The organism is Bradyrhizobium sp. AS23.2, from assembly GCF_001908185.1.
In the GTDB taxonomy this organism is placed as follows: Bacteria; Pseudomonadota; Alphaproteobacteria; order Rhizobiales; family Xanthobacteraceae; genus Bradyrhizobium.
This window is the reverse complement of the sequence record NZ_LGHM01000169.1, coordinates 1-19337: the sequence shown is the minus strand read 5'-3', so window position 1 is coordinate 19337 and position 19337 is coordinate 1. Positions and strand designations below refer to the sequence as shown.

At 62.0% G+C, this 19337-nt stretch carries 24 protein-coding genes; 17 read left to right on the top strand and 7 right to left on the bottom strand.

Annotation, left to right across the window (positions count from 1 at the left end; genetic code table 11):
- Window positions 1-53: 53 nt before the first annotated feature.
- Complete coding sequence (locus tag AC630_RS32730) at window positions 54-446, top strand: RidA family protein (RefSeq protein ID WP_074122572.1); 393 nt, start codon at window positions 54-56, stop codon at window positions 444-446.
- Between the two features lie 223 nt (window positions 447-669).
- Here AC630_RS32730 and AC630_RS32725 read toward each other — a convergent pair whose 3' ends face one another.
- On the bottom strand, window positions 670-1341 hold the full coding sequence (locus AC630_RS32725; protein WP_074122571.1) for a TetR/AcrR family transcriptional regulator: 672 nt from the start codon (window positions 1339-1341) through the stop codon (window positions 670-672).
- A gap of 211 nt (window positions 1342-1552) precedes the next feature.
- Here AC630_RS32725 and AC630_RS32720 point away from each other — a divergent pair, with 211 nt between their 5' ends.
- A complete protein-coding gene (locus AC630_RS32720) occupies window positions 1553-2788 on the top strand; it encodes an acyl-CoA dehydrogenase family protein (RefSeq protein ID WP_074122570.1) in 1236 nt (411 codons plus the stop codon).
- Between the two features lie 133 nt (window positions 2789-2921).
- On the top strand, window positions 2922-3980 hold the full coding sequence (locus tag AC630_RS32715) for a phosphotransferase family protein (protein WP_074122569.1): 1059 nt from the start codon (window positions 2922-2924) through the stop codon (window positions 3978-3980).
- 129 nt (window positions 3981-4109) lie between these two features.
- On the opposite strand, the gene AC630_RS32710 is transcribed toward AC630_RS32715, so the two are convergent.
- The 3 genes from AC630_RS32710 to AC630_RS32700 form a co-directional block, all read right to left on the bottom strand.
- Window positions 4110-4412, bottom strand: coding sequence for a GIY-YIG nuclease family protein (locus AC630_RS32710; protein ID WP_074122568.1), 303 nt, complete (start codon window positions 4410-4412; stop codon window positions 4110-4112).
- A gap of 251 nt (window positions 4413-4663) precedes the next feature.
- Window positions 4664-5836, bottom strand: a complete 1173-nt coding sequence (gene argE, locus AC630_RS32705; protein ID WP_074122567.1) for an acetylornithine deacetylase — start codon at window positions 5834-5836, stop codon at window positions 4664-4666.
- A 71-nt stretch (window positions 5837-5907) separates the two neighbouring features.
- Window positions 5908-6585 (bottom strand): TetR/AcrR family transcriptional regulator, encoded by a 678-nt coding sequence (locus AC630_RS32700; RefSeq protein WP_074122566.1) that lies wholly within the window; start codon window positions 6583-6585, stop codon window positions 5908-5910.
- 94 nt (window positions 6586-6679) lie between these two features.
- On the opposite strand from AC630_RS32700, the gene AC630_RS32695 reads away from it, so the two are divergent.
- The 5 genes from AC630_RS32695 (at window position 6680) to AC630_RS32675 (ending at window position 10401) form a co-directional block, all read left to right on the top strand.
- Window positions 6680-7162, top strand: a complete 483-nt coding sequence (locus AC630_RS32695) for an anthrone oxygenase family protein (RefSeq protein WP_074122565.1) — start codon at window positions 6680-6682, stop codon at window positions 7160-7162.
- Between the two features lie 828 nt (window positions 7163-7990).
- The gene (locus AC630_RS32690) at window positions 7991-8377 is read left to right on the top strand and encodes a helix-turn-helix transcriptional regulator (protein ID WP_074122564.1); all 387 of its coding nucleotides are present in this window, start codon (window positions 7991-7993) and stop codon (window positions 8375-8377) included.
- 144 nt (window positions 8378-8521) lie between these two features.
- Window positions 8522-9313 carry a helix-turn-helix domain-containing protein gene (locus AC630_RS32685; protein ID WP_083636471.1) on the top strand — a complete coding sequence of 264 codons (792 nt, stop codon included), beginning with the start codon at window positions 8522-8524 and terminating at the stop codon, window positions 9311-9313.
- Window positions 9310-9897: a hypothetical protein gene (locus AC630_RS32680; protein WP_074122562.1), complete on the top strand. Its 588-nt coding sequence runs from the start codon at window positions 9310-9312 to the stop codon at window positions 9895-9897. Before AC630_RS32685 ends, AC630_RS32680 begins: the two co-directional genes overlap by 4 nt.
- Before the next feature lie 27 nt (window positions 9898-9924).
- Window positions 9925-10401, top strand: a complete 477-nt coding sequence (locus AC630_RS32675) for a hypothetical protein (RefSeq protein ID WP_074122561.1) — start codon at window positions 9925-9927, stop codon at window positions 10399-10401.
- A 42-nt stretch (window positions 10402-10443) separates the two neighbouring features.
- Here AC630_RS32675 and AC630_RS45790 read toward each other — a convergent pair whose 3' ends face one another.
- Window positions 10444-10803, bottom strand: coding sequence for a hypothetical protein (locus AC630_RS45790; protein ID WP_167561321.1), 360 nt, complete (start codon window positions 10801-10803; stop codon window positions 10444-10446).
- On the opposite strand from AC630_RS45790, the gene AC630_RS32665 reads away from it, so the two are divergent.
- The 8 genes from AC630_RS32665 (at window position 10786) to AC630_RS32635 (ending at window position 14943) form a co-directional block, all read left to right on the top strand.
- Complete coding sequence (locus AC630_RS32665; protein WP_167561320.1) at window positions 10786-11724, top strand: phage major capsid protein; 939 nt, start codon at window positions 10786-10788, stop codon at window positions 11722-11724. The genes AC630_RS45790 and AC630_RS32665 overlap by 18 nt on opposite strands.
- 8 nt (window positions 11725-11732) lie before the next feature.
- Window positions 11733-12209, top strand: coding sequence for a hypothetical protein (locus AC630_RS32660; RefSeq protein WP_074122558.1), 477 nt, complete (start codon window positions 11733-11735; stop codon window positions 12207-12209).
- Window positions 12206-12469 carry a hypothetical protein gene (locus tag AC630_RS32655; protein WP_074122557.1) on the top strand — a complete coding sequence of 88 codons (264 nt, stop codon included), beginning with the start codon at window positions 12206-12208 and terminating at the stop codon, window positions 12467-12469. Before AC630_RS32660 ends, AC630_RS32655 begins: the two co-directional genes overlap by 4 nt.
- Window positions 12470-12649: 180 nt before the next feature.
- A complete protein-coding gene (locus AC630_RS32650) occupies window positions 12650-13027 on the top strand; it encodes a P27 family phage terminase small subunit (RefSeq protein WP_074122556.1) in 378 nt (125 codons plus the stop codon).
- Window positions 13027-13359: a hypothetical protein gene (locus tag AC630_RS32645; RefSeq protein ID WP_143198495.1), complete on the top strand. Its 333-nt coding sequence runs from the start codon at window positions 13027-13029 to the stop codon at window positions 13357-13359. Before AC630_RS32650 ends, AC630_RS32645 begins: the two co-directional genes overlap by 1 nt.
- A gap of 108 nt (window positions 13360-13467) precedes the next feature.
- Window positions 13468-14190, top strand: a complete 723-nt coding sequence (locus AC630_RS44520; RefSeq protein WP_143198494.1) for a hypothetical protein — start codon at window positions 13468-13470, stop codon at window positions 14188-14190.
- Window positions 14180-14608 carry a hypothetical protein gene (locus AC630_RS44515; RefSeq protein WP_143198493.1) on the top strand — a complete coding sequence of 143 codons (429 nt, stop codon included), beginning with the start codon at window positions 14180-14182 and terminating at the stop codon, window positions 14606-14608. The genes AC630_RS44520 and AC630_RS44515 overlap by 11 nt, the downstream gene beginning before the upstream one ends.
- Before the next feature lie 11 nt (window positions 14609-14619).
- Window positions 14620-14943 carry a nucleotidyltransferase family protein gene (locus AC630_RS32635; protein ID WP_074122553.1) on the top strand — a complete coding sequence of 108 codons (324 nt, stop codon included), beginning with the start codon at window positions 14620-14622 and terminating at the stop codon, window positions 14941-14943.
- 238 nt (window positions 14944-15181) lie between these two features.
- Here the strand turns inward: AC630_RS32635 and AC630_RS32630 are convergent, their stop codons facing one another.
- A complete protein-coding gene (locus AC630_RS32630; RefSeq protein WP_074122552.1) occupies window positions 15182-17152 on the bottom strand; it encodes an AAA family ATPase in 1971 nt (656 codons plus the stop codon).
- Between the two features lie 98 nt (window positions 17153-17250).
- Here AC630_RS32630 and AC630_RS45785 point away from each other — a divergent pair, with 98 nt between their 5' ends.
- Window positions 17251-17418 (top strand): hypothetical protein, encoded by a 168-nt coding sequence (locus AC630_RS45785; protein ID WP_167561319.1) that lies wholly within the window; start codon window positions 17251-17253, stop codon window positions 17416-17418.
- 22 nt (window positions 17419-17440) lie between these two features.
- Here the strand turns inward: AC630_RS45785 and AC630_RS32625 are convergent, their stop codons facing one another.
- Window positions 17441-18835, bottom strand: coding sequence for a tyrosine-type recombinase/integrase (locus AC630_RS32625; protein WP_074122551.1), 1395 nt, complete (start codon window positions 18833-18835; stop codon window positions 17441-17443).
- Window positions 18836-19337 lie beyond the last annotated feature (502 nt).

The window sequence follows — 19337 nt, the reverse complement described above, 5'->3', positions numbered from 1 at the left end:
TGCAAGATGATGTAGCAAGGCGCCACTCTCGCTCGAACCGAAGGTGGCCGCCCATGAAACGCCAAGCGCTCCGCGTCGAGCCGATCTCGTCCTATCTCGATCGCTGGAAGGCCCCGGCTTCGCCGGTGACGCGCGCCGGCAATATGATTTTTGTGTCCGGCCTGCCGCCGTTCGATCCGGACACGGGCGAGATCGCGTCTGTGCCGATCGAGCGGCAGAGCGAGATCGTGATGGAGCAGATGAAGCTGTGCCTGGAGGCGGCGGGCGCGAGCCTCGACAACGTCATGAAGTGCAACGTCTACTGCACCTCCACAAGACACTTCGCCGCGTTCAACGCTGTCTATGCGCGCTACTTCCCGCATGATCCGCCGGCGCGGATCTTCGTCTGCACGCCGGAATGGTTCGGCCCGTTCGACGTCGAGATCGACTGCATCGCGATGATGTGAGGGACTAGCGGTTACTTCACCTCGCCCCGCTTGCGGGGAGAGGTCGGAATCCGCGCGTAGCGCGGGTTCCGGGTGAGGGGCTCTCCGCGAGTCCGACTCTCACCGTAATTGCGGACCCCCTCACCCCAACCCTCTCAGCGCGAGCGAAGTTCGTCGCGACCCCGTAAGAACGGGGCGAGGGGGCGCACCGCCACTGCTGCGGCGCATTATCTATCGTTGGCGTCTAGCGCGCGTCCCGCGCCAGTGCGCGCGCCGGGGGCTTTGTCTCCGTCCGTCCCGCCGTCAGCGCCATCGTCGCCACGCTGACCACGCGCGCGACGACGTCCTCGACGTCGTCGAGATCGCATTTGCCTTCCGACAGTTTCGTCAACCGCTCGCTCTCGCGGATGGTGTGGTGTGCCATCGCCAGCGCGAAATTCAGCCCCCAGTAGATATCGACGTCGCTGCGGTCCGGCAGGGAGCGGCGCATCGCGCTGACGAATTTCCGCAAGTGATCGATCTCGCGGTTCTTGATGCGGCGGATCGGCGGCACGGATTCGATCGACGCGCGGATCATGAAGCGCGCCACGGTGGAGCGCTGGTTCTCCGGGCCGAGACAGCCGCGCAATGTCGGGCCGACGAGGGCGCGCAAAATCACCTCGATCGGTGCGCGGCCGCCGCCTTGCTCTTCCGCCACCTTCAGTTCGTGCAGGCGTTCGCGGTTGGTCGCGATCGAACGGGTGACGAACAGCTCCGCGATCAATTCGTCCTTCGAGCCGAAATGATAGTTCACCGCCGCCAGGTTGACATTGGCCTCCGCGACGATGTCGCGCAGCGTCACGTCGCCGAAACCGCGATCGGCATAGAGCCGTTCGGCGGCGGCGAGAATGGCAGACCGGGTATGATCGCTGGCCATGGGTGCCCTCAGGGAGGGAGTTGCAATTCAAACACTTGTATGAAACTATCGTTTGAAGGCCGGAGAAAGTCAATCCGCAATCGAGACTCGTTCGCAACTCGCGAACGGGTTCCGGGGCTCGCAAAGCACGCATTCGCGCTTGCGGGTCGCGCAGGGCGGGAGGACAGTCCGGCGCAAAACAGGCTTTCAAAGCGAGACCGAGGAGCGTCCCATGGACTTCGATATGTCGCCCAAGCAGAAGGAATGGCTCGACCGCGTGCAGTCCTTCATGAACAAGCACGTGCGTCCGGCGGTGCCTGTTTACAACGAGCAGGACAAGAGCGGCGACCGCTGGAAGGTCATCCCGGTCCTGGAAGACCTCAAGAAGAAGGCGAAGGCCGAAGGCCTCTGGAACATGTTCATGCCGCCGAGCGAGCATGAGGACGACGAATTCCGCGGCGCGGGATTGACCAATCTCGAATACGCGCTGCTGTCGGAGCAGATGGGCCACATCTCCTGGGCCTCGGAAGTGTTCAACTGTTCGGCGCCCGACACCGGCAACATGGAAGTGTTCATCCGCTACGGCTCCAAGGAGCAGAAGCGCAAATGGCTGCGTCCGCTGATGGACGGCGAGATCCGCTCGGCATTCCTGATGACGGAGCCGGCAGTCGCCTCGTCCGACGCGACCAACATCGAGACCCGCATCGAGCGCGACGGCGATCACTACGTCATCAACGGCCGCAAATGGTGGTCGTCCGGCGTCGGCGATCCCCGCTGCAAGATCGCAATCCTGATGGGCAAGACCGATTTCAACGCGGCCAAGCACCAGCAACAGTCGCAGATCCTGGTTCCGCTCGACACCCCCGGCATCAAGGTCGAGAAGATGCTGCCGGTGTTCGGTTTTGACGACGCGCCGCATGGCCACGCCCAGGTACTGCTCGAGAACGTGCGGGTGCCCAAGGAGAACATTTTGCTCGGCGAAGGCCGCGGCTTCGAGATCGCGCAGGGCCGTCTCGGACCGGGCCGTATCCATCACTGCATGCGCACCATCGGCAAGGCCGAGGAGGCGCTGGAGAAGATGGTGAAGCGGCTGATGTCGCGCACCGCCTTCGGCAAGAAGATCGTCGAGCATTCGGTGTGGGAGCAGCGCATCGGCGAAGCCCGCACCAACATCGAGATGACGCGTCTGCTCTGCCTCAAGGCCGCCGACATGATGGATAAGGTCGGCAACAAGACCGCGCAGGCCGAGATCGCCATGATCAAGGTCGCAGCGCCCAACATGGCGCTGAAGATCATCGACGAAGCGATCCAGGCTTTTGGCGGCGCGGGCGTCTCCGACGAAGCTGGTCTTGCCAAGGACTACGCCGGCATCCGCACGCTGCGGCTCGCTGACGGTCCGGACGAGGTGCACAATCGCGCCATTGCAAGGCTCGAAGTTCGGAAGTATGCCAATTCTCCGAAACATTAAAAGGGAGAGTCCTGCGGCGCTCCCGATTTGAAGAAACGACAGAGCATGATCCGCATTCGGAATGACCGCTTGACGCAAGTGCGCCAGCGGTTACCGATTAGGATCATGCTCAGACTGAAGAGGGAGCGTCACCGTGGCTGACGGCGTCAGGAAAGACGAAGAATTCTCGGGCACCAAGCCGGTCGAGGAGCGTCATCGCTTCGACGAGATGCGGCTCGAAGCCTGGATGCGCGATAACGTCGAAGGCTTTGAGGGCCCGCTGGTCGTCCTGCAGTTCAAGGGCGGCCAGTCCAACCCAACCTACCGGCTGAACACGCCGAACCGCTCCTACGTGATGCGCAGAAAGCCGTTCGGCAAATTACTGCCGTCGGCGCATGCGGTTGACCGCGAATACCGCGTGATCGCAGCCCTTGGAAAGCAGGGCTTTCCGGTCGCGCGTGCCTATGCGCTTTGCCAGGACGACAGCATCATCGGCGCCGCCTTCTACATCATGTCGATGGAGGAGGGCCGCGTGTTCTGGGATCCGACGCTGCCGAGCCAGGATGCCGACGCGCGCCGAAAGATCTTCACCAGCAAGATCGAGACGCTGGCCAAGCTCCACATGTACGATCCCGTCGCGATCGGTCTTGGCGACTTCGGCAAGCCCGGCAACTATTTCGCGCGCCAGATCGACCGCTGGACCAAGCAGTACCGCGCCTCCGAGACGCAGCACATTCCCGAGTTCGAGAAGGTCGCCGAATGGCTGCCAAAGACCGTGCCGGAGCAGGCGCGCGTCTCGATCGTTCATGGCGACTATCGCCTCGACAACATGATTTTCCATGCGACGGAACCTCGCGTGCAGGCCGTGCTGGACTGGGAGCTGTCGACGCTCGGCGATCCCATGGCCGACTTCACCTATCTCTTGATGCAGTGGATCATGCCGGGCCTGCAGGGCGCCGATCTCAAGGCGCTCAACATCCCGAGCGTGGAGGAAGCCGCGCAGATCTATTGCAACGTCACCAAGATGACGGTGCCTGACCTCAACTGGTACTTCGCCTACAATCTGTTCCGCCTCGCGGGCATCACCCAGGGCATCGCCGGCCGCGTCCGCGACGGCACCGCCGCGAATGCCAAGGCGCTCGAATCCGCCAAGCGCACCGTGCCGCTGTCAAAGGCCTCATGGGAATACGCGCAGAAGGCAGGCGCGGTGTAGGAATAACGAAGGCGCGGCTGGTGGTCGCGCCTTTTTGCTTTGTGTTGTGGTTCTGACGCATTCTTGCGCATCTCTCGTGTCCCGGACGCGGTGCAGCACGAAGTGCTGCTCCGCAGAGCCGGGACCCAGTCACGTCGCCAACGTATTCAGCTCATCCGTTAGATCGCGCCAGTCCGGATTGAGTTCGTCGATCAGCTTGAGCTTCCACGCGCGCCGCCAACGCTTGAGCGTATGTTCACGTGCGCGAGCTTCAAGTACAGACTCGAAGGTTTCAAAATAAAAATAGACCAGCAAGGTCACGTCGTACTGCCGCGTGAATCCGGATATCAGCTTCGCCTTGTGCTCGGCGATTCTGCGAGCGAGGTCGTTGGTGACCCCGACATAGAGGGTCCCGTTTCGCTTGCTCGCAAGGATGTAAACGAAGAAGGACATGGTTGTGCAATCAGCGTCGATGGCGCATCGACTTAAAATTGCATGTTTCGCGGACGCCAAGCGCTCTGGGTCCCGGCTCTGCGGAGCGTCACTTCGTGCCGCACCGCGTCCGGGACACGAGACCGGATTTCTCAGCGTCTATATTTTCGTGGTCGTAGGGTAGATGAGCAACGGTGCCCTCGCGTCCCGGACGCGCTGCAGCGTGCAACGCTGCTGCGCAGAGCCGGGACCCAGTCAATTGCGAACTCCAATCACGACGCCGCGCAATACACGATCAGCTTCTCCACGAACCCCGCACACTTCTCCAGCTCCGCCATCTCCACGAACTCGTCCGGCGTATGCGCCTGCGCGATCGCGCCGGGGCCGATGACGACTGAGGGCACGCCGGCCATGCTGACGAACAAGCCGGCTTCGGTGCCGAAGGCGACCTTGGCATGGTCGTTGCGGCCGGCGAGACTCTTGGCCAGCGTGACGATGGCGGCGTCGGGCTTTGTGTCGAGTGCGGGATAATCGAGGATCTCCTCGAAATCGATGCCGCACTCCGGATGCTTCGCTTTCATCGCCGGCTCGAGCTCGGCCTTGGCCCAGGCGACGATCGCATCCGTCACCTGCCTGGACTCGGTGATGCCGATACCGCGGCATTCGAAATCCACCGTGCAGTGATCGGGCACGATGTTCAGCGCCGTGCCGCCATGAACGATGCTGGTCAGCAGCGTCGAGTGCGGAACGTCGTAGAGGCTGTCTTGCGATGCCGCGGCCGCAAGCTTTACCGCGCGGCGGCGAATCTCGGTGATCATCTCGGCGGCGTATTCGATGGCGTTGACACCGTCCGGCGCGATCGAGGAGTGGCGGGCGAGCCCCCTGAAGATCGCGCGCACGCCGTGCTTGCCCTTATGGCCGATGATGACCCGCATCTGCGTCGGTTCGCCGACGAAGCAGCCGAGCGGCTTGACCTTCTTCCTGGCGACCTCGCTAAGCATCGGCCGCACGCCGACGCAGCCGATCTCCTCGTCATAGGAGATCGCCAGATGAATCGGCGTTGCAAGCTTCGCCTCCAGCATCTCCGGCACCATGGCGAGGGACACCGCCACAAAACCCTTCATGTCGGTGGTGCCGCGGCCATAGAGCCTGCCGTCGCGCTCGACTAGCTTGAACGGATCGTGGCTCCAGTCCTGGCCCACCACCGGCACCACGTCGGTGTGGCCCGACAGCACGAGGCCGGGGCGATCCTCGGGTCCGATCGTCACCCAAAGCGAAGCCTTCTGCCCGGTCTCGTCGACAATGCGCTCGCCCTTGACGCCGAGCGAGGCGAGATAGCTCTCGATATGGGCGATCAGGGGCAAGTTGGTGCGGTCGCTGACAGTGTCGAAGCCGACGAGGTCGGCGAGCAGCTTGCGGATTCGGTCGGGTCTTGAGCTTTGCATCAGAGGTCACGGAACATGGGAGGTTTGCCGGCGCGTGCAACATAGCAACAGCTTCTCCTGGCCGGCAAATGTCAGCGCCTGGCCTTGCCGCTTGCGATTTGTTCCACGGCGGCGAGGTCATGCGGCAGAATCTGCTTGAATAGCGCAAGCGACCGTCGGCCCTCCGGAGGCGGCAGGATGATCGCATGGCGCACCGCGGCGGCGATCAGCACCATCGTCAATTGCGAGAAGGAGGCGAGGGCGGCCGCCGGGACGTTTGGCGCGACGCGACGCAGCGCGTCGCAGAGCTGGCCGGCGAGAAACGCGAGATCGTCCTCGTCGATCTTCTGCAGCGTCCTGTCGGCCTGCGTGGCCTGCCAGATGTGATGCATCATCGGATGCTCGCGGAACATCTGCTCATAGCCGTCGGTGATGCGGCACAGCGTGGCGTGCAGGTCGGACAGCCTCTTCATCTCGGCGAGGTCGCGCTGGACGCAGTCGCGGCCGATGGCATTGCAGCGCTCTGCCAGCGTCCCGATCACGGCGCTCTTGTCCGGGAAATATTGATAGAGCGAGCCGAAGGCGATGCCGGTCCGCTCGACAATGTCGCTCATCCGGAAGGCGTCGCTGCCCTTTTCGGTGAGGATCTCGGCGGCAGCGGTCAGGATGCGATCGAAGCGTTCCCGGCTCCGCTCCTGCGTCGGCACCAGCGGCGTGCGCCGCGCGGCCGGGCGCGCGCTCTTGTCCGTCCTGCCTTTCCGCTCCGGCATCGTTGGTTCCCGCTGATAGTGCTTGACGGTTAAAATAAGAGAGTCTATCGCATTTATCAAATGCGAGAGAGTATCGTATTTGAGGAGGCGCGACATGCGGCAGGTTTTCGCGACCGGACTGCTCTGGTTTTCGGCGATCGGCTGCGGGCTCATGGCCGGCATCTATTTCGCCTTTTCGACCTTCATCATGACCGCGCTCAGCCGCCTCGATCAGGCCGAGGGCATCGCGGCGATGAATGCGATCATTGTCGATATCGTGCGCTCGCTGTTCATGCCGCTCTTCCTCGGCACGACGGTGGCGGGTGCGGCATTGGTGGTGATGGGCGCGTTGCGTGTCAGCGAGCCGGGGGCGGTGAGCACGATCGCCGGGGGCGGCCTCTACGTCATCGGCATGTTCGTGGTGACAATGGTCTTCAACGTCCCGCTCAACAATACGCTCGCTGCGGTCGGGCCGTCCGCATCGGAAGCGGCCTCGGTGTGGGCGGCTTACCTGAAGGACTGGACGTTCTGGAACCACGTGCGGACGGTTGCGTCGGCGGTAGCCTGTGCGTTGTTCGTAGCTGCGCTCGCCTCGTAGCCCGGTCTCGTAGGGTGGGTTAGCCCCGCGGCTGCGCGAAGCGCAGTCGCTCGGCGTAACCCACCTCTTATGTTTATGTTTCCGCAAAGACAAACAGTGGTGGGTTACGCCTTCGGCTAATCCACCCTACGCATCTACAAGCCCTTGCTTTGCCCGTCGGGCAAAACACCCAAACCATCGGTCAACGCACGTCGCCAAATATATTCCACTTTACCGAATTTCGGAAACAGCGTATGTCTCGCCGCACTCCGGCCCGAGGAAGAGGGGCGTATCGCGATCGTCACGACACGCGGGCCGGACGGCGGTGGACGTGGCCCCATCGGCGCGAATGGCTTCGCAGGGCAGGCGACTGTGAGCGGAGACCTCGCGCGCACGACCGATGTGATCCGCGTACGGCCAAATCGTGTGGTCCTGACGTCCAGCACTTTTTTCCGATCACCGAAAATGAAAGAAACTCCTGCGGGACAATGGTTTCTGCAATCGTGCGGACAGCGGAGCCGGTGCGGCTGGAATCGGCTGGGCGCTAATAGGCTCTCTTTCAAGAACAGCGCGGAGAAACCGCGCCAAAATGATGAACGGCGCAGTTTAGCCGAGCCGTCGCCGCAGCAACCCGCCCGGACACAGATTTTCTGTGTAGCAGTTTCGCTTTGACAAGCGAAATCTGCTGAGTATCGTGTCGGGACTGAAGCGGGAGTGCTGGGGCAGCACCGCTCATCACCGCCTTCGATGTTTGGCGTGGGACCGCAAGCGTCCGCAACATCGAACCACGGGATAAGCCAACCTGAACACGATCGCGGCCTGATCGCGGGCCGCGCGCGAGGCTGTCCCATGGACCCGGCTAACAAACGCCCCGAGATTGACGGCACCCTGATCGCCGAGCTGGAGAAGAGCGGCGTGCGCAAAATGTTGCGGGAGGCGGAGGTGCTGATGATCACCTCCGTCAGCCCGGCGACGCTGTGGCGGATGGTGACCGAGGACCGATTTCCGCCTCCGACATTCATCTCGCCCAATTCAAAGCGCTGGTTCATGGACGAGGTGATCGCGTGGCAGCAGACGATTGAGGGCCGCGATCGAAGCGAGGCGCGGCGACAGGCCCAGCTCGCGCGGCGCAAGCGGGAGCGCGAGGCAGCGGCGCAGCAGGCCAAGCAGCAGCAGGCCGACCCGCAGCGGCCCGCGCGGCGTCGCCGTGCGCCGGCTGTCGAGACCATGACCTGAAGAGAAAGAGGGAGAGCGCCGCAGCAAGGGGCTGGAGCGGCGCTCTCGATGTTTCCGACCACCGAGCATGGTCGCACCCTGAACAAGGCTCTCCGACCTTACTGCTCGGCCACCGGCCCTGACAAGGGCTGAAGGACCGAGAGCATGACGACGCTAACGAACCCACCGACCTTCATCGAACGCGACCGGTGGATTTGCGCGTTGCTCGCGGCGAAGTTGCCACACGCGAGCGCGCGCATCGCTGTCGCGATTGCGATGCATCTCAATGTGAAAACCGGCATCTGCAATCCGGGCTCTCAGACCCTCGCCGACGCGAGCCGAGTTTCCAAACGATCGATCTATCGGCACGTCGAGTTGCTTGAGCGCGCGGGGTGGATCGAGACCGAACGGACCGCCGGAATCCTCAACCAGTTTTACCTGCTGACCAGTGCCAAACCTATGGCACCGGTTGCCGAGCAGACCAGTGCCAAACCTATGGCACGGGTACCAGTGCCAAATTCAGCGCCTACCGGTGACACAGCTCTGTCACCAGACCAGTGCCACACGGTGGCACCACATAAAGTGCGTAGTGCGAAGAGAACAGCGAAGAGTGCGTATATACGCGCGCGTCCCGCGCGCGAGAGAGAGCACTCCGAATTTGATCGATGGTATTCGACGTTCCCGCTGCACAAAGCCCGAGCCGCCGCCAGCAAGGCCTACTGGAAAGCCGTTGATCGAGGGGCCACGCCCGCCGAGTTGCTCAATGGCGCGATGCGCTACGCCGCCGAGCGCACGGGACAGGACCCGAAGTTCACCAAACATCCAGCGACGTGGCTGAACGGCGAATGCTGGAAGGACGAGCCCGAGCCGCCTGCGCGTCCGCGCATGAGCGCTCGCGATCAATCCATCTTGGACGGCCTGAACCTGCCGCTCGATGGCGAGGAGGACGAGCGATGAGCAAGCTGCCGCGCCGCGTCGCCGACACCAAGATCGCCCGCATCAGCTCTGTCGGCGTCGGCGCAGAACTGATTCGCACACTGGAGCAGCGCGGCGTGATGAGGCCGCTGATCGACGAGTGCCGCTCGCTCGACTGGCTCGCGACCGCAAAGTACCAGAGCGAAGCACATTTGCGGGAATGCATCGCGACCGGCGAGGCCTTGCGTGCCGAGCATGCCGCGCTGTTCGAGCAAGTCGAGGCGGCGTGGGCGACGGCGACGATCGACGATTGTCGTCGCGAGCTTGGCATCCTGTTGTTGGCGTTCCCCGGCAAAAGTGCGGCCGATCTCTCGACCTTCGCACACATCGCGCTGGCCGACGTCGTCGATGTGCGGCCGACGCGGTTAATCCTGTGCGCCGCGTGTCGGCGATTGCGTCAGACGCTGAAGTTTCAGCCGGCGCTCTCCGAGCTGCTGGCCGCGCTGTCGTCGCAGACCAACGACTCCGAGCTGCGCTGGATACGCCATGCGGGCGAGCACATCGCGGCGGTCCGCGATCTTGTGGACATGGCGCACGAGCGGTTGGCGATCGGCGATCACTACTGAATTTAACCAAGCGAGAGGAGAACGAGCATGTCTGACTACCAACCGACACCGCACCTTCCCGACGACGAAGGCCGCCGGTTGCTCAGTGAGCTTTGGGCGCTGTACGGCGAGACAGGCTTCAACAGGGAGACCGGCAAGCCGCTCAAGATGCCGCGCGCGGATGCCGACTTCTGGAAAATGCGCCGGGCTACGACCAAGCTGCAGCAGGCGATCATCGGTGTCGCTGGCCGCTTTCCCAACCATGAGAGCTTTCAGGCATGGCTGTCGCAGCAGGATGGCTCCGAAGGCATCGACGCCTACGACCCACTGCGGATGCACGACGACATGATCGCGGCCATCCGGGATTTGCGCTGGCGGTTAGCGGCGCAGGAGGAATGCCTGAAGGGCATCGTCGGTGTGCTGCTTGCGGAGCGCGTGGGGCACACGCGCGATTTTCCGACGCCGCCTCCGGTCGGTCGCAGCAAGTTCTTCTATGGCGAGAGCCGCGAAGGCAAAGACGCCTGATCGATGTGCCGCCGCCCGCCACGCCGCCGATCAACGCCGCCGTCACGTGACGCGCGGCGGCAGCGCGACTGTGGGCGGCAGCGCCGCTACCGGCAGGACTGCTATGACGGGGTCAAGACCGTCCGGGTGCGAACCACGAAGCTGATCCGCAAGAAGCTCGTCCGCACCGGCTGGCTCGACGAGGACGAGGTCGACGACCGCGACGCTGTCGGCCGCGCCATCGCCGCGCTGCTCGCCGACGACCAAAAATAATCCGTTACGTGTCACGGTCGATTTCCGGAAAATGATGGCAGGATAGGTGCCGTCACCCGTCACGAGGTCCGCGCCATGGTCCGTCAAGGCGTTCCGTTCCGACCCGATCGCGCCGCCATGCAGGAGCGCGGCATGCAGGGATTTGTCCACGACATCGTCGTGCGCGGTCTTACCCAGTTCAATGCCGGCGACCGCCGGGTGACGCGCGGTGCCGTGGCTCCGGCCGATCTGGCGACGCCGGCATGGGCGGGAGGGCTGGGCATCACCGGCATGGACTTCCTCGCCGATCTGGTGGGGCTCTCTGCCGGTGCCGATCTCCTGCAGCGCTGCCTGCAGGTCTCGCTCGACAAGCGCGCCAAGGCGCTGCTGCCGGCGATCGCGCCGGGCGAGGCCGGCTTTGTCGCTGAACTTGAGCCAGTTCCTGTCGTTGAGTTGCTCACCAGCGCCGGGCCGTCGATCGAACCCTTCAAGATTGCCGAGATCGCGAAACTCACAAGGGAAATGCTGGAGGCCAGCAATGCCGAGACTATCGTTCGCATGGCATTGGTCGAGAGCACCGCACCGGCGATCGATCGCGTGATGTTCTCGACGAATGCGCCTACTGCCGCAGCGCCGACCGGAATTTTAAACGGCATCGCGCCGATCGCCGCCTCGGTCAACACGACGCCGAGCGAGGCCATGGCGGATGATCTGTGTGTGCTGGTGCAGGCGGTCTCGCCCTACGCCGGCAACAGTAACGTCGTCTGGGTCATGGCCCCGGCACAGGCGACGCGGTTGTTTTTACGCGCCGAAAGGCTGTCGTATCCGGTGCTGCAGTCGTCGGTCGTCAACCCCGGTGTCGTGATCTGCATCGTCGTCAATGCGGTCGCGGCATGGCTCGGCGCGCCGGAAGTGGTGACTTCAAAGGAGGCGACAACGCAGGACGATACCGCGCCCGGCGACATCAACAGCGCCGCGCCGAGCCGATCGGATTTTCAGACCGATTCCGTTTCGCTGCGATTGCGCTGGCCGTTGAGCTGGGCCGTGCGCGAGACCGGCGCAATCTCCTACGTGACGGCAACGAAGTGGTAAGGGCACCAATGCTCAAGTACACACCAGAACAAGTAGCCGAGAGCGTCGCTCGATCCCGCGAGGCCATCGCCCGCGTCAATGCAGGGCTGACCGCGCCGCGTCCGGGCGCCGAAAATCCGGAAGCCGTTGAGATCGCCGCGCCTTTCGAGCCACGCGAGAGCCGCAACGAACGGCATCGGCGCGAGCTTTCCGAACGCGACGAGCAATGGGCCGCCGAGCGGCGCCGCGAACGCGCGAGCCTTGAGCGTCGTATCGCCAGCCTTGAGGCGCAGGTCGCCGGGCTCTACGAAGAAACGATCGGACTAGCCCGCGCCACCAACACCTACACCGACGCGCTGGAGCACGAGCTGGCGCACCGGTCGGCGGAAGTCGCCGAGCTGAAGCTCGCACAGGCGCGGCTCGAAAAGACCATCGCGGAGCTTGAGCTGAAGCTGGTCACTACCGGCAGGACGATCGATCTGCCTTCGCTGCGAGCTGTGCAATGATGACACGCGATGAGCAGGTCCGCGAGCTGGCGAACGGCATCAAGATCGAGGCGCGGCTGGTCGCATTGCGCAGGCTGGCCGAGGAGACCGCGAGGGCGTATGACGCGCTGGTCCGGCATGGCGCGCCCGAACAGGCCGCGCTGGATTTCTTCGCCTGCTGCCGGTTGCTGCAGCGGCTCGACGAGGAGCGCGGCAGTTCCGGAAATCAAGGTGACAATGTCACCTTGAATACTGGAACGGAGCGCGGCGCTGGACGGTGACCGTCAAGCGCGCCGCTGCCACGCGGCTCGGCGAACGGATGGTTGACGTTCCTTTTCCGGGGCGCGGGGGGAGGTACAAACAGCAGCGGTTCCTCCTATCGCGAGCGCGGCAGCAGTCTCGTTCCCGTCCAAATATTCGGTTTTGGCTAAAGCGTTCAAACAGGCAGTGGCATCAGTTCTATGGCAGCCGAAAAACCAATCCCTCTCGTCACCTATCGCCCCGAAACCGCGCCGGAACCGCCGCCGCAACTGGACGTCATCGGCTCCGAACTGTGGCACGGCATCGTCGGCGAATGGGACATCGCGGACCGCGCCGGCCGCGCACTGCTGGAGCAGGCCTGTGCGGCTTACAGTATGGCCGAACGGCTCCGCCGGCAGATCGCCGTCGATGGCGACTTGATCGAGACCGGCAACGGCGTCGGCATGAAGCTCAACCCGATGATCATGGCCGAGATCAGCGCCCGGAGCCTCGTGGCGCGTCTGCTCGGCCGGCTCGGCGTTCTGGACACCGAGCCGAAACGCGGCCCCGGCAGGCCTCCTAAGCCCGGCGGCTGGTGATGGCGCAGCGACGCACGATCGTGGTCACAGCCGAGATGGCCGCGCTGTACGTGCGAGGCTGCGAGCTTCGCGATGCCGGCCACGACGACGTTGACGACGACAGCCCGGAGCACGACGAATTTCGCGCGATCGACAAGCGGTTGAACTGGACCTTGCTCGGCCGCGCACCGCACGAGGTCAGTGTGCTCGACGACCTATCTGGCGATCCGCCAGCCTGCATGCAGCGGCGCAACTCGCCGGCCTTTCCCGACTTCAACGGCTGGTACAGTGGCCGCCGACTGCAAGAGGCGCTGCAGGCCGCGCTCGATGCGCAGCGCTCTCGCCAGCGATGAACGCGCTTGGCGAATGCGTCGCTGGACGCTCGGGAGGCGTCCGAAAGAACGAACCGATTGACACAACCGGTGCGAGAACAGCAAAGTGTCATTTTCGGGGGCAGGCTCATGAAATCTAGACTGGTGTTAGGCCTTGCAGCATTGCTGTGCGTTGCTGTCACGGCGGTAGAGCCAGCGCGAGCTGAGCGTTCACCGGCGGCTACTGAAAAGGCCGCCCGTGTCGCACTTGTTCGAGAGTTCGTCCGGGAGATGGAAGCACTATATGCTCTGCAGGAAACTGCAAAAAAGGAATTTGCGGAGGATAGTTCGACTGCTGGAAAATTGACAACATCCGTAAGGGTTGGGACTCGCACTTTGTTTGCAATGCAGGAGAGCATTAGCCGCCTCGACATGATCGGCCTCGATACCCGGTGGGGCGAGTTCAGGGACCTTCTCAAGTCATTCCACGACCAGAGAATGGCGGCTGTTCAAGAGATGAACCAGATGTCGAAAGCAATGCTGAGTGGTCCAGCGCCGGGAGTTAACTATGGTGCAATGACCGCTCGCGCCCCAGAACTCACGGCTCAGATCGAACAAATCGACAAGAGCCTGTTCAAGATGTCGCAGGCTCTATTCCTTGCGCTCGTTGATGAGGGGCGAGTGGAAGGAGACGGCAATCTCCATCATCTGATACTCGGCAAGAAAGATCGGGCAGACATGATCCGGACCATCGACATTGGTTTCGGTCGGTCGCTTGATGATGACAAGAATGCCACCAGCATCGTGAACGCGGCTTGGGCAATAAAGTACGGTTTGACGAGGCCGACTTACAAAGCCGCTGATGAACCGTAGTGCTGGCAGCTTCACCATGAAAAGAATGTTGTTTCGTGTTTCGCTTACAGTCGGCGCGTTAGCGGCCGTTGGTGCCACAGCAGCCTTTTTCATTTCCGGGGAATACCGTGAATCTGAAAGTCGTGCTCGTGGCGCCGCCGAAAACAAGGCCATCTTCGCGACAGCTGCCGAGCGAGGCACCACTTATCACGCTCTTCAAATGGAAGCGGAGCAATGCCCTTCTCCAGAATGCCGACGAAGAGTTCTCTACGGCAATAATTTTGATCGAATTTGGCAACAGGAACAGTTCATGAATTGGTTTGAGCTGCCGCTGTTTGCGTTGCTCGCCTTCGGCGGTGGGATGGCAGCCGTGTATGCAGTTGGCGCTCTGTTTGTTGTTGTGAGCCGCGTTTGGTGGCCGTGGGTTAGAGGAAAATAGATCGCGCGACGATGGACATGAAAGACCAGTGGGTGCGCGATCTCGCCGCGTGGGCCAGCAAGAACGAAAGCGTTCGGGAAATGTGGCTGTTTGGCAGCCGCGCGGACGAGACGTCAACGCCGGAGAGCGACGTGGATATTGGTCTCGGCCTCGTGCCACCGGACGGTGATCACGATTGGGCACTCGGCAACTATTGCGCCTTGGGTGACCAGTGGCAGCGCGAGCTGGAGGCGATCGTCAGTCGCCATGTCAGCCTTGAGCCGATCACGCCCGAGAATCCGGGAACGGCGATCGTGCGGAAGTGGGTACTGCTCTGGAAGCGAGAAGAAAACTAGTAGCGCGGCTCGCCCATGCGGTCGATCGATGCCGGCCGCACCAACCACCACCCGACCGATCGACGCATCAGCGCCCTCCGCAAGCGATCTAAACGCTGCACAGAAAATCTGCGCGTGCCACGGAGACAAAACGAACCGTCCCGTGGTACCACGACACGGTTGGCCACGAACCACGCAGGAGAAATCATGCCGAGCTTCGACATCGGGTGGAGGCGTGATGTAACGCTCGATCGCCTTGCTATTTGATCAAAGCGTTTAGCGTCTTGAAGGCTGCTTCAAAACGATCCTTTGCGTCTTTGGGCACCTTCGGGCCCAATTTTTTTGAGTTCTCGCTGAAAAATCGAGCTGGGCGATAGTGACTAAAACTGCCGTCCTTCAGGGGCGTCTCGGCAAAATATTTCTCTAATCGCTGCAAGATGCGCGGCTCCTTCGACTTCAGAGTTTTCACCTCGATCTCACTCTGAAGTTGAGAGCTAAATTCGGCGTTGACCAGTCCGACGTAGAAATCTGCCCCAAACATATCCTCAATGTCGGCTTCCGGCGTTTTTGTGAAGTCCGCGAACGTCAGCACGTTCGCCTTCTTCAGCAGTTTCTCGCGGTATAACCCTTCTATCTTCTGTTGGTCGGTCGATTGGCTGTCAATCAACGTAGCGATGGTCATGTTCTTCTGAGCGCCCAACAAAGCAACAAACGTCGGGACCTTGGCGGAGCCCCCTACAGGCGTGATAGTCCATCGTGAATCTAGGCCCGTCCTCTTATCTTCTTGCAAAATGGCGGACACCGCCTGCAAGAACAGCAAGTCCGCTGCGCCCTCGACGACTAACGTGTACGGACCGACAAACAGTGTTTGATGCAGTTCGTATCCGAGAGCGCCCTGAAGCGGGAAAAGGCTATCGGCGCTTGCGGCAAAAATATCTTCCAGAACTTGCGTACCTTCTGTGCTGCCATCCGAATCCAGTTCTGCATCGATGCTCTTGTCTTGCACGATGCGGACACGCTCAAAATGCTCCGGGTCAATCATGAAAGGGGAGTGCGTAGTGTAGATGAGCTGATGCGCGCCCTTTAACTCCGTTTCAAAATAGCGCAGCAGATCATGTTGGGCCTTTGCGTGCAGAGTAAGGCCCGGCTCATCAAGCAGCAGAATCATCGGCTCGGCACCTCGCTTCACGTCCGAATACCAAGCCAAGAAAGAGAAGAACCAGACGAAACCGCGCGACCGACTCCCCAGTTCGGTGGTCACTTGATGACGGGTGTCGTAAACACCGCCCCAGATATTCGTGCCCTGTCGCATGTCAGCAGGGTCGCCCGGTCGACCGGGCCGAACGTCAAACGACATTCGCAGATGTCTGTTCTGAGACCAATATTTGAGCACCTGCCGTGTGAGATGGTTGCTTGCGCCCTCCAGTTTACTCTTCAGCTCGATCGTGCTTGCCGGATTGATTAGTTCTGGAAGTTTGAGCCGCGCCAACCTGATCAGGCCGAGCAGCGGATGATCGGAGGGCTTAAGCTGGCTTGGATTGGCAGCTTCACGCTGCATGAGGGCTTCGATGTTTTCGTGCCCCGTCATCTGGTAGTATTCGTCGAAGTAGAGAAATTTCGGCCTGCGCGGCTTGAGAATTTTGCTATAGATATAGCCGCTCAAGTTGAGTTTGGTTATTTCAGCGAGCACGCTGAGCAGTCTGGTGACTTCTGCGGTTTGCTCTTCCGCTTGCAGGATTGCTGACAACCCATCCGCCGTCGCCTCGGCACCCTTCAACGCCTCCCTGATTTGATCCGAGAGATCAGCTTCGCGGATGAGATGCTCTAAGCCTTTGGCTGTATCGGCAGCGAACGAGTAGGTCACCTTGTTGTCGTAGTCTCTCGAAAACGAGATTTCGAGATTCGTGACGCATTCGTCGCCGAACATTTCGCTGATGGCAGCGATCTCCTCAGCATCGAGCGAATAGCACGCCTGAATCGGTACGGCCGTTTTCCGCTTTCCTGATTCGACCGCGTGCCGGTAGTCCTCGACATCCATTCGAGGATAGTCGGTTGTAACGTCGAAGTTTCCATCAGCAGGAACTACGGGATTTAACTTATAGAGCGCCTTCAGCAGCGTGCTCTTGCCGGCTTCATTCTTGCCGACCAAGGCAGTGATCTCAGAGACCGTAACGCGGCCTGAATCGTGAACGCTTTGGAAATCCCGAACATGAAACCACTTGAGCTGCATGACTCCCCCACCCCCGCAAAAACCGCACTAAGACGCGAGCCGGCGGGAGGTGTCAATTAACGCGAGCAGATGGCCATTCCGCTACCCACAGAATACCCTTGGTCCTCGCCAAGCAACCTGAAATGCCCCCGGGTGTCAGCGGAATTTCGATTTTTTACACCCGCTGGACACTCGGCGGCTTTGGCGCTGATATGATTACGTTATTTCCCCTGTTGACTTTCCCGCAAGGGGAAAAAAGCCCGGCCAACTCCGTGCTGGCCGGGTAAAGTTGGCAATCATCCGCGTCGATCAAGCCGCGAGCCGCAAGTCAGCCCGATCAATGGCCTTCAGGGCGGACTGACCGATGATCCGCCGCAGCTCGGCCGCGACGCCGTCCAGCACCGCGCACTTCTCCTTCATCCGCTTGGAGTGGTTGTAGACCTTGCCGGTCACGGTCGGCACGATCACCTCGCCCTTCTTGCTCGCGGCGTGGTCGAGGCACTTCGCGATCCACGCATCATCGAAGCCGAGGTCGCCGGCCAAGGTCGCCGCCGTCCGGCGCAAATCGTGCGGCGTGAACGGCTTCAGCCCGAGCAGCTCGCAGAGTCCGGGCGTCTTGGTCTTGTCCTTGTTCTTCTCGTGCTTGGTGCCGCGCAACGCGGTGGCCATCGCCTTGCGGTGGATCGGCTGGCCCTCATAGACCGGGCTCTCGAAGACGAACTGCTGATCCTTGGAGGTCAGCGCCTCGCGGATGATTTCGACCGCCAGATCGGACAGCGGCTGCTGGATCACCCGCCGCTTCTTGACCCGCTTCAGCGGCACGTCGAAGCGGGGATGCTCGCCGTCGAGGTCGAACAGCTCGCTGCGCTGCGCGCCGAGCAGCTCGCTCGACCGCAGCATGGTGACCAGCTCGAACTTGAGGGCCAGCCGGGTGCGGCGGTCCCACGGCAGGTCCTCCCGGTCGAGTCCGTGCCAGAAAATCCTGATCTCCACCTCGGACAGGACTCGCGTGCGAGGATGCTCGGGATCGAGCTTCGGCAGGTTCACGCAGGGACTGGCGGTGACGTAGTCACGCCCGGCTTCCGCCGCCCAGTTGAACAGGGCCGAGGCCGCGCGGCGCATGTGACGGGCGTTGGAGATCGACGGAACGCCAATCTTGCCGGCGACGATGTCGTTGGAGATCGTGGCGATGTCGTGCTTGGTGACCTCGCTCGCGAGCTTCCTGCCGAGCCGGGGCTTGATGAAACGCCGGAGGTGGCTGGCGGTATTCTCCCAGCTTTCCAGCCGGGGCCGCATCTCGCCATCCGGCTTCCTGACCGGTGTCTTCATCCACGCGATCCGTTCCTCGATGATCTCGGCAACGGTCATGCCGCGCTTCGCCTTGTCGGCCTTATGTTCGCGGAAAGTCTCGGCCAGCGCCTCGCCGCCCATGCCCTTGAGGCCGTAGACCTTGGCGCGGGCGTGTTCGACGGTGAAGGTCTCCGGGTTGTGGATGCCGAGCCACGCGGTGCGCTGCTTGCCTGTCTCCCGGTCGGTGAACCGGAAATTGAAGGTCGTTACGCCGGCCGTGGTGGTCGAGATGTAGAGGCCGGGGCACTTCTTGTCGTAACGCTTGAGCCGCTCGCTGACCTTCTGCTCGCACATGCGGTCGGTGAGGACGACGCGGCGCTTGGGCGCGCGCTTGGTGGTTGTGGTAGTCTCCATGATGGTTTCAGCTCCGAAGGTTGGGACCATGCCCGGCCTTCTCGTCTCTCAGTCCTTGGAGGGTCGCGAGAGGCGTTAGGGCCGGGCTCTAGATTTGGCAAAACGCGCGCTGAAGCCGGCCAAGAGGTTAGATGAAAACCCCTTATTTCAAAGGGGTTTCTTTATTTCAGCGCCTTTCACCGCCCATCAAAATATAGTCGTGTGGTCCTGGCGCCCGGAGTCTGTGCGCCAAGTCTTGCGGTGATGTGTGCTGTCCGACCGGACCGCGCGCATCAGCCATCCGCGAGGCGACGGGGGCAATAGTGCATCGCTCCCCGGGGAGAGCGCGACATAAGCCGTTCCAACCACTGCGCAGGGAAGGCCGGGATGCTTCCGGTTGCCCTGTTTCCCGCTGTGCATTGTAGCGCAACCTGCTCTTGGCATGGCGGTCCATGGGAGCCAGCCGGCTCCCGGTCTTCCCTGCGCCCTCTTTCATGAGGGTGAGGCGACGAAGCAAAGCTCG

Excerpts from the sequence above, each read along its gene's own strand:
- AC630_RS44515 (WP_143198493.1), top strand. The coding sequence starts at position 14,180 with ATGAACCGTAGTGCTGGCAGCTTCACCATGAAAAGAATGTTGTTTCGT.
- AC630_RS32700 (WP_074122566.1), bottom strand. The coding sequence starts at position 6,585 with ATGCCGGAGCGGAAAGGCAGGACGGACAAGAGCGCGCGCCCGGCCGCG.
- AC630_RS32710 (WP_074122568.1), bottom strand. The coding sequence starts at position 4,412 with ATGTCCTTCTTCGTTTACATCCTTGCGAGCAAGCGAAACGGGACCCTC.
- AC630_RS32635 (WP_074122553.1), top strand. The coding sequence starts at position 14,620 with ATGGACATGAAAGACCAGTGGGTGCGCGATCTCGCCGCGTGGGCCAGC.
- AC630_RS32690 (WP_074122564.1), top strand. The coding sequence starts at position 7,991 with ATGGACCCGGCTAACAAACGCCCCGAGATTGACGGCACCCTGATCGCC.
- argE (WP_074122567.1), bottom strand. The coding sequence starts at position 5,836 with ATGCAAAGCTCAAGACCCGACCGAATCCGCAAGCTGCTCGCCGACCTC.
- AC630_RS32695 (WP_074122565.1), top strand. The coding sequence starts at position 6,680 with ATGCGGCAGGTTTTCGCGACCGGACTGCTCTGGTTTTCGGCGATCGGC.
- AC630_RS32685 (WP_083636471.1), top strand. The coding sequence starts at position 8,522 with ATGACGACGCTAACGAACCCACCGACCTTCATCGAACGCGACCGGTGG.
- AC630_RS32675 (WP_074122561.1), top strand. The coding sequence starts at position 9,925 with ATGTCTGACTACCAACCGACACCGCACCTTCCCGACGACGAAGGCCGC.
- AC630_RS44520 (WP_143198494.1), top strand. The coding sequence starts at position 13,468 with ATGAAATCTAGACTGGTGTTAGGCCTTGCAGCATTGCTGTGCGTTGCT.
- AC630_RS32625 (WP_074122551.1), bottom strand. The coding sequence starts at position 18,835 with ATGGAGACTACCACAACCACCAAGCGCGCGCCCAAGCGCCGCGTCGTC.
- AC630_RS32630 (WP_074122552.1), bottom strand. The coding sequence starts at position 17,152 with ATGCAGCTCAAGTGGTTTCATGTTCGGGATTTCCAAAGCGTTCACGAT.
- AC630_RS32665 (WP_167561320.1), top strand. The coding sequence starts at position 10,786 with ATGCAGGGATTTGTCCACGACATCGTCGTGCGCGGTCTTACCCAGTTC.
- AC630_RS32680 (WP_074122562.1), top strand. The coding sequence starts at position 9,310 with ATGAGCAAGCTGCCGCGCCGCGTCGCCGACACCAAGATCGCCCGCATC.
- AC630_RS32650 (WP_074122556.1), top strand. The coding sequence starts at position 12,650 with ATGGCAGCCGAAAAACCAATCCCTCTCGTCACCTATCGCCCCGAAACC.
- AC630_RS32645 (WP_143198495.1), top strand. The coding sequence starts at position 13,027 with ATGGCGCAGCGACGCACGATCGTGGTCACAGCCGAGATGGCCGCGCTG.
- AC630_RS32725 (WP_074122571.1), bottom strand. The coding sequence starts at position 1,341 with ATGGCCAGCGATCATACCCGGTCTGCCATTCTCGCCGCCGCCGAACGG.
- AC630_RS32655 (WP_074122557.1), top strand. The coding sequence starts at position 12,206 with ATGATGACACGCGATGAGCAGGTCCGCGAGCTGGCGAACGGCATCAAG.
- AC630_RS32730 (WP_074122572.1), top strand. The coding sequence starts at position 54 with ATGAAACGCCAAGCGCTCCGCGTCGAGCCGATCTCGTCCTATCTCGAT.
- AC630_RS32720 (WP_074122570.1), top strand. The coding sequence starts at position 1,553 with ATGGACTTCGATATGTCGCCCAAGCAGAAGGAATGGCTCGACCGCGTG.
- AC630_RS32660 (WP_074122558.1), top strand. The coding sequence starts at position 11,733 with ATGCTCAAGTACACACCAGAACAAGTAGCCGAGAGCGTCGCTCGATCC.